The 11,728-nt window shown below is 71.6% G+C and carries 10 protein-coding genes; 7 read left to right on the forward strand and 3 right to left on the reverse strand.

Translation table 11 applies throughout. The features are described 5' to 3' along the window. Positions 1 to 108: 108 nt before the first annotated feature. The 3 genes from AC30N0_RS12600 (at position 109) to AC30N0_RS12610 (ending at position 3,318) form a co-directional block, all read left to right on the forward strand. A complete protein-coding gene (locus AC30N0_RS12600; RefSeq protein ID WP_489518253.1) occupies positions 109 to 816 on the forward strand; it encodes a DUF6064 family protein in 708 nt (235 codons plus the stop codon). A 4-nt stretch (positions 817 to 820) separates the two neighbouring features. Beyond that, the gene (locus tag AC30N0_RS12605) at positions 821 to 1,747 is read left to right on the forward strand and encodes a dihydrodipicolinate synthase family protein (RefSeq protein ID WP_489518254.1); all 927 of its coding nucleotides are present in this window, start codon (positions 821 to 823) and stop codon (positions 1,745 to 1,747) included. A gap of 182 nt (positions 1,748 to 1,929) precedes the next feature. Further along, the gene (locus AC30N0_RS12610) at positions 1,930 to 3,318 is read left to right on the forward strand and encodes a sigma-54-dependent transcriptional regulator (RefSeq protein ID WP_489518255.1); all 1,389 of its coding nucleotides are present in this window, start codon (positions 1,930 to 1,932) and stop codon (positions 3,316 to 3,318) included. A gap of 45 nt (positions 3,319 to 3,363) precedes the next feature. Here the strand turns inward: AC30N0_RS12610 and AC30N0_RS12615 are convergent, their stop codons facing one another. From AC30N0_RS12615 to AC30N0_RS12625, 3 genes are all read right to left on the reverse strand, one after another. Next, entirely contained in the window at positions 3,364 to 4,938 is a 1,575-nt protein-coding gene (locus tag AC30N0_RS12615) for a PAS domain-containing hybrid sensor histidine kinase/response regulator (protein ID WP_489518256.1), read from the reverse strand. A 109-nt stretch (positions 4,939 to 5,047) separates the two neighbouring features. Further along, complete coding sequence (locus tag AC30N0_RS12620) at positions 5,048 to 6,502, reverse strand: RNA polymerase factor sigma-54 (protein WP_489518257.1); 1,455 nt, start codon at positions 6,500 to 6,502, stop codon at positions 5,048 to 5,050. A gap of 155 nt (positions 6,503 to 6,657) precedes the next feature. Next, positions 6,658 to 8,439 carry a RecQ family ATP-dependent DNA helicase gene (locus AC30N0_RS12625; RefSeq protein ID WP_489518258.1) on the reverse strand — a complete coding sequence of 594 codons (1,782 nt, stop codon included), beginning with the start codon at positions 8,437 to 8,439 and terminating at the stop codon, positions 6,658 to 6,660. Between the two features lie 301 nt (positions 8,440 to 8,740). Here AC30N0_RS12625 and AC30N0_RS12630 point away from each other — a divergent pair, with 301 nt between their 5' ends. From AC30N0_RS12630 to AC30N0_RS12645, 4 genes are all read left to right on the forward strand, one after another. Beyond that, positions 8,741 to 9,808 (forward strand): DNA topoisomerase IB, encoded by a 1,068-nt coding sequence (locus AC30N0_RS12630; protein ID WP_489518259.1) that lies wholly within the window; start codon positions 8,741 to 8,743, stop codon positions 9,806 to 9,808. 83 nt (positions 9,809 to 9,891) lie between these two features. After that, on the forward strand, positions 9,892 to 10,695 hold the full coding sequence (locus tag AC30N0_RS12635; RefSeq protein ID WP_489518260.1) for an enoyl-CoA hydratase-related protein: 804 nt from the start codon (positions 9,892 to 9,894) through the stop codon (positions 10,693 to 10,695). Between the two features lie 89 nt (positions 10,696 to 10,784). Further along, positions 10,785 to 11,210, forward strand: coding sequence for a hydroxyphenylacetyl-CoA thioesterase PaaI (gene paaI, locus AC30N0_RS12640; protein WP_489518262.1), 426 nt, complete (start codon positions 10,785 to 10,787; stop codon positions 11,208 to 11,210). Beyond that, the coding region (locus AC30N0_RS12645) for a phenylacetate--CoA ligase (RefSeq protein ID WP_489518261.1) at positions 11,207 to 11,728 on the forward strand (522 nt) is incomplete at its 3' end. The genes paaI and AC30N0_RS12645, both read left to right, overlap by 4 nt.

An 11,728-nucleotide genomic window follows, 5' to 3' on the forward strand; every position in this document is an offset into this window, starting at 1 on the left:
GACCACCTGCGCCAGAACATGGCTGCGGCCCGCGGCCGCATGCCCGATGCGGTGATGCGGCAGCGGATCGCCGCCCATGTCGCCTCGCTCTGACCGCCAGGTGCGCCGGTGAGCGAGTGGTGGACCTACCGGCCGTCGGACTTCCTGCTCTTTTCGGCGCGGACATATCACCGCCTGTTCGAGATCCACAACGCCGCGCTCTGGCCGGCGCAGGCGCTGGCCGTCGCCCTGAGCGCCGTTCTGCTGTGGCTGGCCTGGCGCGGCGGCCGCGGCGCAGCGCGCGGCGCGTTCGCCATCGTCGCCTTCGCCTGGCTGTGCAGCGCCGGCGCCTGGTTCGGGGCCCGTTACGCCACGATCAACTGGGCTGCGACATGGTTCGCTGCGGCCTTCGCCCTCGAAGGCGCGCTGCTCCTCGGCCTGGCCTCGTCGCGGGCCTGCCCGGCCTTGGCCGTGCGGCCAGGCGGTGCACGCGGGGCCGTGGGTGCCGCCCTGCTGACGGCGGGCATCGCCTACCCGGTCGTCGCGCCGCTGCTCGGCCGGCCGTGGGCGCAGGCGGAGCTGTTCGGCATCGCGCCCGACCCGACCGCGATCGGCACGCTCGGCCTGCTCCTCCTGCTCGAGGCGGGGAGGGAACGGCGCCTGCCGGCCTGGCTGCGTGCGGCCTGGATCGGCGCACTGTGGACGATCCCGGTCCTCTGGTGCCTCGTCACCGGCATGACCCTCTGGACGCTGCATGCCCCCGAGGCGATCATCGCCCCGGCCGCCGCCGCGCTCGCGCTGCTCGCCGCCCGCTCCCGCCACCCTCCGACTGCCTGAACCCATGCTGCTGACTGCCGACGCCCGGGGCGTCTTCCCCATCGCACCGACGCCCTTCCTGCCCAACGGGGAGATCGACCGCAGCTCGCTCGATCGCCTTGCCGACTTCTACGTGGAATGCGGCGCGACCGGCGTGACCGTGCTCGGCCAGCTCGGCGAGGCGCCCAAGCTCGACCACCGCGAGTCGGTGTCGATTGCCTCGCGCATGGTCAAGCGGATGCCCGTGCCGGTGGTCGTCGGCGTCTCCGCGCCGGGCTTTGCGGGCATGCGCGCGCTGGCCCGCGACGTGCTCGACGCCGGCGCCGCCGGCGTCATGATCGCGCCGCCGAACACGCTGCGCACCGACGACGCCATCGTCGCCTACTACCGGCAGGCGGCCGAGGCGGTCGGCCACGACCTGCCGTTCGTGATCCAGGACTACCCGCTGACCTTCAGCGTCGTGATGACGCCGGCCGTCATCCGCCGCATCGTCACCGAGTGCCCGAGCTGCGTGATGCTGAAGCACGAGGACTGGCCCGGCCTCGACAAGATCTCGACCCTGCGCGGATTCGAGAAGGACGGCTCGATGCGCCACGTCTCGATCCTCTGCGGCAACGGCGGCCTCTTCCTCGACCACGAGATGGAGCGGGGCGCCGACGGCGCCAACACCGGCTACGCCTTCCCCGACCTGCTCGTCGACGTCGTCCGCCTCTCCGCCGAGGGCCGGCGCGACGAGGCGCACGACCTCTTCGACGCGCACCTGCCGCTGATCCGCTACGAGCAGCAGCCGGGCGTCGGCCTCGCGGTCCGCAAATACATCCTGATGCGCCGCGGCCTGCTGGGCTCGGAGGCGCAGCGCGCGCCCCGGGCAGCGCTGTCCGACGCGGCACGCGCGGAAGTCGATTACCTGCTGGCCCGCGTCGGTCGCACCGACCCGCGCGCCCGGCTCTGAGCGCCGGGGGCCGGCGCGACGCGCCCCTCCCGCCGAGAGGATCGGCTCGTAGGGCTTTTCCGACAGAGGAATCGGTCCGTCGACGCTGCTGAGCGCGCAGCGTGCCGCCTAGGATCGTCCGCGACCTCGATGCGCCCGAACGGGTGCCATACTGGCGTTTTCCACTAGAGGAGTTCTTCCGAGTGCCCCACGCCCTCCTGGTCGACGACGACGCCGATGCGGCCGAAACCATGGCGATGCTGATCGCCAACGAAGGCTTCACCGTCGCTACCGCGGGTTCCCTGCGCGATGCGCGCCGCCAGATGGCTCTGCAGGAGCCGGACATCATCCTGCTGGACCTGATGCTGCCCGACGGCAGCGGCATGGAGCTGTTCAAGGACGTCAAGGCGATCCCGAACGCCGAGCTCGTCCTCATCACCGGCCACGCCAGCCTGGAGACCTCGATCCAGGCGCTGCGCCTGGGCGCCGCCGACTACCTCGTCAAGCCGATGAGCCTGAAGCAGCTGCAGGGCGTGCTGTCGCGGGTGACCAAGCCGTCGGCGCTCAAGGCGGTCGCCGGAGATCTCGAGGTCGGTCTGGAGAAGGACGGGCACTTCGGCGGGCTCTGGGGCCGCTCCGAGGTGATGCGCCACGTCTACCAGCAGATCATCCGCGTCGCGGGGACGGCGGTCACCGTCTTCATCACCGGCGAGAGCGGCACCGGCAAGGAGGTCGTCGCGCGAACGGTGCACGAGCTCAGCCGCCGCCGTGCCAACGCCTTTCTGGCCGTCAACTGCGGCGCCATCTCGCCGCACCTCATGGAAAGCGAGATCTTCGGCCACGAGAAGGGCAGCTTCACCGGCGCCGATCGCCAGCACCTGGGCTTCTTCGAGCGCACCAGCGGCGGCACGCTGTTCCTGGACGAGATCACGGAGATGCCGCTCGACCTGCAGGTCAAGCTGCTGCGCGTGCTCGAGACCGGCACCTTCATGCGCGTCGGGTCGACCCAGGTCCAGGAGACCGACGTGCGCATCATCGCCGCGACCAATCGCGGCCCGATGGAAGCGGTGGCGCGCGGCAAGCTGCGGGAAGACCTGCTCTACCGGCTCAATGTCTTCCCCATCCACCTGCCCCCCCTGCGCGAACGTGCCGAGGACATCCCCCTCATCGCCCAGCACTTCCTGGAGCAGATCGGCGAACGCGAAGGCCAGCCGAAGCGGTTCGCTCCCGAACTTCTCAAGAACCTCGGCTCCTACCGCTGGAGCGGCAACGTCCGCGAGCTGCGCAACATCATCTACCGCGCCTACGTGATGGCGCCGGGGTCGACCATCGTCGACGACTGCCTGCCGCAGATGGCGGGTGCCGGCAACGGCAACGGCAGCGCGCCCACGGTGACGGTGCGTGTCGGCATGACCCTGGCGGAGATCGAGCGCCAGGTCACCCTGGCCACGCTCGAGCACTTCGGCCGGCACAAGGAGAAGACCGCGGCCACCCTCGGCATCAGCCTGAAGACGCTCTACAACCGCCTCAAGGAGTACGCGGCGGAGGAAGAGCCGATGAGCGAGAACGGGGCCCTGGACGAGGCGCGCTGAGTCTTCCCCCGTCCGGACCCCGGGGCTCGCCGCGGTCGCCGTCCCTCAGCTCAGGCGGCCGGCGTACGAACGCAGCAGCTTGGCCAGGCTGTTCGGGTTGAGCGGCTTGACGAAGAACGAATCGAACCCCGCCGCCAGGGCCCGCTTCTGGTCCTCCTCGCCGGCGTAGCCCGTCACGGCGGCGAAGACCACCGGCGAGCCGGCAAGTTCCTGGCGCAGCGATTCGACCAGCCTCAGGCCGTCGATGTCGGGCAGGCCGATGTCGCACAGCACGATCTGCGGCCGGACCCGTCGCGCCACCTCGAGGGCCTCGCGCGCGTTCGGCGCGGTGCTGACCTCGTTGCCCCACAGCTCCATCTGCAGGCGCAGGCTCTCGAGCGCGTCGGGGTGGTCCTCGACGATCAGCACGCGGTAGCTTTCGCTCAGCTGCGGCACGCCGCTGTCGGACGGGGACGCCGTCTCCGGGTCCATGAGGGGCAGCCAGAGGACGAACTCGCTGCCCTGGCCCGGGCCGTCGCTGAAGCCTTCGACGTCGCCGCCGTGCAGCTGGGCGATCCGGCGCGCCAGCGTCAGGCCGACGCCGAGGCCGCCGAGGCTGCGCGCCAGGGTCTGGTCCTGTTGCGCGAACAGCTCGAAGGCGTGCGGCAGGAAGCCCGGATCGATGCCCTGGCCCCGGTCCTTGACCGCGATCTGCACCGTCTTCGCCGCGCGGCGGACGGTGATCCCGATCGTGCTCGGCTCGAAGCTGAACTTGGCCGCGTTGAAGACGAGATGGGAGAGCGCCTGGGCCAGCCGGCCGCTGTCGCCGCGGACGAACAGGCGCTCGTCGGGGACCTCGACGGCCAGGGTGTGGCGGCCGGCGTTGAGCTTGTCGTGGCTCTTCGCGACGGCCTCCTGGACGATGCTTTCGAGCGAGACCTGCTCGCGGACCAGCGACACCTGGCCCTGCGCCGCGCGGGTGACGTCGATCAGCTCCTCGATGAGGTGGCCCATCCGGCCGACCTGCCGCTCGATGATCTCGCGCAGGCGGACCAGGATGGGGTTGGTGTGCTCCAGCGTGCGCAGGACGCTCGCCGCGTTGGCGATCGGCGCCAGCGGGTTGCGAAGCTCGTGCGACAGCATGGCCAGGAATTGGCCCTGACGCCGCTCTGCCAGGCGCAGCTGCTGCGTGCGTTCGGCCAGGGCTTCCTCGAGCGCCTTGCGGTCATGGATGTCGACCAGGGTGCCGACGAACCCGGCCACCGTGCCGTCGGGGCCGAGGCGGGGCACGGCGTTGTCCAGCATCCAGCGGTACTCGCCGTCGTGGCGGCGCAGGCGCAGGTCGAGCGAGAACGACACGCCGGCCTCGAAGCTGGTGCGCTGGATGCCGACGCAGCGGTCGACATCTTCCGGATGGACCGAGCGGACCCAGCCATTGCCTTGCAGCTCGGCGACGGGGCGCCCGGTGTAGCCGGCCCAGGAGCCGCTGAACCAGTCGCCATCGCCGTCGAACGACGTGCTCCAGATGAGGACCGGTGCCGCGTCGGCGATGGCGCCGATCCGGTCGGACTCGACGGCCGTCGCGTCGGCGAGGGGCGGCCGGCCATGGCCGGCCGACAGAGGTTGCGGTGTGCTTGACACGGTCTGCCTTACCTCCCGGCTGCGTCTGCAACGCGCAGTCTCCGGTCGCAACGAGGCAACCGCCGTGCCCGGAGCCGGGGCGAGGAAGACAGACGGTCGTCGCGCACGCTCAGGCTGCTTCGGCCGCTGCCGGGGCTGCCAGACGGCGGCGCCGCTCGACAGAAGCCACCTTGAGCAGCTGGCGGTACTTGGTGACCGTACGCCGTGCCACCTTCAGCCCCTGGCGGCCGAGCAGGCGGGCGATCTGCGCGTCGGAAAGGGGATCAGTCGGGTTCTCGGCGTCGATCATCCCCTTGATCACGCCGCGAATCGCCGTCGCCGAGCAGGCGCCGCCGCTGGCTGTCGCCATCTCGCGCGAGAAGAAATACTTCAGCTCGAAGACCCCGACCGGCGTCGCCATGTACTTGTTGTTCGTCACCCGCGACACGGTCGACTCGTGCAGCCCGAGCTCGGCGGCGATCTCGCGCAGGCCGAGCGGCTTCATCGCCATCGGCCCGAACTCGAGGAAGTGGTGCTGCCGCTTGAGGATGGCCTCGGCGACCATCAGGATGGTCGAGAAGCGCTGCTGCACGTTCTTCACCGTCCAGCGGGCTTCCTGCAGATGCTGGGCGAGCTCGCCGTGCTGGCCGGTGCGGTGCTCCTGGAACATCGAGGCGTAGGTCTGGTTCAGCTTGACGCGGGGCACGACGGCACGGTTGAGCGTCGCCGTCCAGCGACCGCGGATCTTGCGCACGATGACGTCGGGCGTGATGAACTGCGTCGAGGTCGGCTCGACGCTCCAGCCCGGGCGCGGGTTCAGGTGGCGGATGCGTTCGCAGGCGGCCTCGATGTCGGCGGCCGGGCGTTTGAGCAGCCGGGCCAGCCCGTTGACGTCGTGCTGGGCCAAGCGGTCGAGATGGTCGGCGATGATCTCGCGCGCCAGCTGGCACTCGCCCGATTCCTCGGCGGCGCCGAGCTGGAGCAGCAAGCATTCGGCGACGTTGCGCGCGCCGACACCGGCCGGGTCGAGCGACTGCACGCGCTTCAGCGCGATCTGCATCTCGTCGTCCTCCACCGCGGGCGTCATGCCGCTGGTGAGGGCGATCTCGTCGAGCGAGATGCGCAGGTAGCCGTCGTCGTCGAGCGACTCGACGAGGGCGCAGGCGAGCGCGTGGTCGCGCTCGTCGAGCGGCAGGACGTTGATCTGGCTGCGCAGGTGCTGGCGCAGGCCGATGTCGGCCGGGATCAGGTCGAGTGCGGCGACGTCGGCTTCCGAACCCTGCGTCCGCACGCTGGCCGAGGACTGCTGCCACGGATCGCGTTCGTACGGCGAGTCGGTGATCGCGGCCATGGGCTCGAAGTCGATGCCGCGCGGCTCGCCGTCGGGCCCCGACCCTGCCGTGTCGACGCGCGCCGCGTCCTGCGGCGAGTCCTCGACCTCGAGGAACGGGTTGCGTCCCATCGCGTCCTGGACTTCCTGGGCGAAGTCGAGGGACGACAGCTGAAGCAGGCGAACGGCGTGTTGCAGGCGCGGCGTGACGGTGTGCTGTTGTCGCTGGCCGGTCTGCAGGGTGGGCATCGTCATCGGATCTGTGCTCTTTCCAAGGGTGGCTGGGGACGCACGGGCGAGGCCGTGCGCAGCGTCTGGGGGGCAGCCGAGAGCAACACCTGTGCCAAGCCGTCGCGGACGGCCGCGAAGCTCGGTCCTGCCCCGTGCGGGGGCCCGTCGCGGGCCGTGCCTCAGCCGTTCGCGGGCACGGCTTGCGGTAACTCTTGCCGGCCGCTGCGGCGTCCGTCGGGCCGCACGAAGGCCGGCAGGAACACGCGACGTTCGCCGCCCGCGAAGACCACCGTCACACCCTCGCCGTCGCACGCGTCGACGAGGCCGCGGCCATAGCGCGGCACCGTGACCGGGTCGCCGCGAGCGAACGCAGGCGGCGCAGTCCGCTCCGCGCCGGGCTCGCCGTCCATCGCGGCCCCGGCCGCGGGGCGAGCGTCGGCATCGGCCGCGGCGGCGGCGAAAGCCGCGGCAATGCGGGCGCAGTTGTCGCAGCTGCCGCACGAGGAGACTCGCTCGGCTTCGTCGAAGTTCTCGAGCAGCACCTTCCACCGGCAGTGCCCGGTCTGGCCGTAGAAGACCATCCGTTCGAGCATGGCGCGGTCGTGCTCGCGCTTGCGGCGGTAGGTCTCGAGCAGGCGTTCTAGCGCGTCGCGATCCAGGCCGGCGCGCGTGAGCGCCAGGCGGCCTTCGCGGTCCTGGCGGACCACGCCCTGGTGGCGCAGCAGGCGCAGCGCCACCTGCAGCTTGGCCTTCGGCCGGTCGAGCGCCTCCTGCAGCGCAGCCAGCGTCCAGGGCTCGCCCGCCGCCGGCTCGGGGCGCTCTTGCTGCAGGGCGACATACAGATCGGCGACGTCGTCGCGGGCCGGGTACTTCCCGGCCATGAAGAACTGTTGGACCGCCTTGTCGCCGTGCAGGAAGAGCAGGGTGCACTCGGCGTCCTTGCCGTCGCGGCCGGCCCGGCCCGACTCCTGGTAGTAGGCGTCGAGCCCGCCCGGCATCTGGTAGTGCAGGACGAAGCGCGTGTCGGTCTTGTCGATGCCCAGGCCGAAGGCGTTGGTGGCGACCATGATGCGCACGCCGCCGCGCATGAACGCCTCCTGCTGCTCGCGCCGCGCCGACGCGCCCAGCCGGCCGTGGTACAGGCCGGCCTCGATGCCGGCCGCCGCCAGGGCGGCGTGCACGGCCTCGGCGCCCTTGACCGTCGCTGCGTAGACGAGCCCGGCCCCTTCGCTGGCCGCGACGATGGACACGGCGCGGCCGAGCTTGTCGTCCTCGTTGGTCACCTGCAGCACCCGGTAGTGCAGGTTCGGCCGGTACATCCCGGTGTTGATGACGTCGAAGCGCCCGACGCCGAGCTGCTTAGCGATGTCCTCGATCACCGATTCGGTCGCCGTGGCGGTTAGGGCCAGGACCGCGGGCCGGCCGAGCCGCTCGACTGCGGCTCCGATCTCGAGGAAGGCAGGCCGGAAGTCGTGGCCCCACTGCGAGACGCAGTGCGCTTCGTCGACGACGAGCAGGCCGGTCCGCCGCCGCGCCAGCCTGTCGACGAAGCCGTTGTCGGCGAGCCGCTCGGGCGTCGTGAAGATGATCTTCGCCCGGCCGCTGTCGATGGCCGCCTCGGCGGCGCTGCTTTCCTCGGCGGACACGGCGCTGTTGAGCTGCACGGCCTCGATGCCGAGCTCGCGAAGCTTGTCGCATTGGTCCTTCATCAGGGCGATCAGGGGCGAGACGACGAGCGTGGCGCCGGGTCGCAGCAAGGCAGGGAGCTGGTAGCACAGGGACTTGCCGGCACCGGTCGGCATCACGGCCAGGGTCGGCCGGTCGGCCATGACGCTCTCGATCGCCGCTTCCTGTCCGACGCGCAGTTGCCGCAGCCCGAAGGTCCTGCGGAGGAGCCCGGGCAACGAGGCACGCCAGGGCGCGTGGGGGCTGATCTTGCGGAGCGAAGAGGCGCGGGTCATGGAGGCTGCGCAGACGGGCGGGGGAAGTGTCGACGCGGCGCCCGGGGCAAGGCGCGGACCTGCGGCATCGGCATGGCGGTTGCTCTGGGCGCAGCGGCAACCAAGGGGACTCCGTGTCGCTACCGTCCGCGCTTCATTCGACGCCCGATCCGCTGTCCGATCCGATCGAGACGCCGCCGTTGCCGCCCACGCCCGACATGCCGACCGGCGTCCCGCCGCCCGTCGGCGATCCGCCGGGCCCGACCCCGCCGTCGCCGGTGCGCGAGCCGCCGGCGGCGCCTCCGCCGGCCGTCGGGGGGCCATGAGAGGCGCGGCACTTCGCGCCAGCGAGCCGGCATCGGCCTCGATGGCGATCGACGTGCCGGCGCCGCCGGGCCTCGTCTGGGTCAACGACGAGACGCCGGGGATCCGGCGCATTCGCGACGGCGAGGAATTCGCCTACCTCGGCGTCGACGGCAAGCGGATCCGCGACGAAGCGACGCTGAAGCGCATCCGCTCGCTGGCGATCCCGCCGGCGTACGAGGACGTCTGGATCTGCCCCCGGCCGAACGGCCACCTGCAGGCGACGGGGCGCGACGCGCGCGGCCGCAAGCAGTACCGCTACCACCCCGACTGGCGTCTCGCCAAGGACGCCGACAAGTTCGAGCGGATGCTCGAGTTCGGCGCTGCGCTGCCGCGCATCCGGGCCCGCGTGAAGGCCGATCTAGACGCGCCGGTCGGCACCCGACCGGGCCGCACGACGGTGCTCGCCACCATCGTGCGCCTGCTCGACACGACCCTGGTCCGCGTCGGCAACCAGGAATACGCGCGCAGCAACCGCTCCTTCGGCCTGACGACGCTGCGCAACCGCCATGCCGCGGTGCAGGGCAGCCGGCTGCGCCTTCGCTTTCGCGGCAAGAGCGGCATCGAGCACGAGGTCGCGCTCGAGGATCCGCGCGTGGCCCGGGTCGTGCGCCGCTGCCAGGCGATGCCGGGCCAGGAGCTGTTCCAGTACGAGGACGAGGCGGGCGTGCGCCGCGTCGTCGACTCCGCCGACGTCAACGACTACATCCGCGACGCCGCCGGCGCCAACTTCACCGCCAAGGACTTCCGCACCTGGCACGCCACCGTGCACGCGCTCGACCTGTGGGCGGTGCAGTGCGAGAGCGAGCCGTCGTGTCATCGCACCGCGAACCAGCTCCTGATGGACGTGGCCAGGCGCCTCGGCAACACCGTGGCCGTGTGCAAGAAGTCGTACGTCCATCCGCACGTGCTGGAGACGCTGGCGTCGATCGCCGACCCGCAGAAGCTCGCGACGCTGTCGCCGTCGCGGCGCGCCGGCCTGGTGGCCGCCGAACGTCGGCTGCTGGCCTTCCTGGCCCGGACCTGAGGCGCGAGATCGCGGCCGGCGGCGGCCTGGTCGCCTGCCGTATACTTTACTTACCGGTCGGTCGAACTTGCCTGAGGAGACCCATGGAAGAAGCCACGGTCCTGGTCGCGGATGCCGGCCCCGTCCGCACGATCACGCTGCACCGCCCGAAGGCGCTCAACAGCTTCACGGCCGTGATGCATGGGGAACTGCTCGCCGCGCTCGATGCCGCCGCCGCCGACGCCTCGGTACGCTGCCTCGTCGTTACCGGGAGCGGCCGCGGCTTCTGCGCCGGCCAGGACCTGGCCGATCCCTCGGTCGCGCCCAACCTCGAGACGGGCGCCACGCCCACCGACGTCGGCGCCGCGATCGAGCGCTACTACAAGCCTCTCGCTCTGCGCGTGCGGTCGATGCCGGTGCCGGTGCTGGCGGCGGTGAACGGCGTGGCCGCCGGCGCCGGCGCCAATTTCGCCCTCTGCTGCGACATCGTCGTCGCAGCGCGCTCGGCGAGCTTCGTCCAGGCCTTCGCGAAGATCGGCCTGATCCCGGATTGCGGCGGCACCTGGCTGCTGCCGCGACTCGTCGGCCGCGGCCGTGCCCTCGCGCTCGCCATGCTCGGCGACAAGCTCGCCGCCGAGGAGGCCGCGCGCATCGGCCTGATCTGGAAGTGCGTCGACGATGCCGGCTTCGCCGACGAGGTCGCCGCGCTCGCCGCACGCCTTGCTGCCATGCCGACGAAGGCGCTGGCAAGCACGCGCCGGGCGATGGACGCATCGCAGGGCATGGACCTCGGCACGGCTCTCGGCCACGAGGCCGATGTGCAGCGCCAGCTCGGCTACGGGCATGACTTCCACGAAGGCGTGGCCGCGTTCCTGGCCAAGCGCGCGCCGGTGTTCACCGACCGATGAGCCTGGACGCAACCATCCTGCGCGGGGGCGCGGCGCCGTCGACGGCGGCTGCACCCGATGCGCCGTCACCGGAGGTCGTGGCCCGGCACATGTTCGCCGCCGACCGCGCCTCGCGCGGCCTCGGCATGCGCCTGCTGGAGATCGGCGCCGGCACGGCGCGGCTGCAGATGACGGTGCGCGACGACATGCTGAACGGCCACGAGATCTGCCACGGCGGCTTCATCACGACGCTGGCCGACTCGGCCTTCGCCTTCGCCTGCAACTCGAACAACCAGGTGACCGTCGCCTCCGGGCTTTCGGTGGAATTCCTGGCGCCGGCGCGCAGCGGCGACGTGCTCACTGCCGAGGCGGCCGAGGTATCCCGAGGCGGCCGCACCGGCGTCTACGACATGGTCGTGACCAACCAGCACGGCGCCCGCATCGCCCTCGTGCGCGGCCGCTCGGCGGCGCTCAAGGGTCGCACCGTCGTACCCGTGGGTGCCGCCGCCGCGCCGGCGACGGAGGAGGGCGCATGACCGTCAAGCGTTCCGTTCCCGGCGAGCTCGAGCCGGTCGAGCGGGCCAGCCGCGACGAGCTGCAGGCGCTGCAGCTCGAGCGGCTGCGCTGGAGCCTGAAGCACGCCTACGACAGCGTGCCGCACTACCGCAAGGCCTTCGATGCCAAGGGCGTGCATCCGGACGATTGCCACACCCTCGCCGACATCGCCCGCTTCCCGTTCACCGTCAAGAGCGACCTGCGCGACAACTATCCCTTCGGCCTGTTCGCCGTGCCGAAGGAGCGCGTCGCCCGCATCCATGCGTCGTCGGGAACGACGGGCAAGCCGACCGTCGTCGGCTACACGCTGCGCGACATCGACACCTGGTCCGACCTCGTCGCGCGCTCGATCCGCGCCGCCGGCGGCCGGCCCGGCGACATGGTCCACGTCGCCTACGGCTACGGCCTCTTCACCGGCGGCCTGGGCGCGCACTACGGCGCCGAGCGCGCCGGCTGCACGGTGATCCCGATGTCGGGCGGGCAGACCGAGAAGCAGGTG

This window comes from Rhizobacter sp. (assembly GCF_031412495.1).
GTDB lineage: Bacteria > Pseudomonadota > Gammaproteobacteria > Burkholderiales > Burkholderiaceae_C > Schlegelella_A.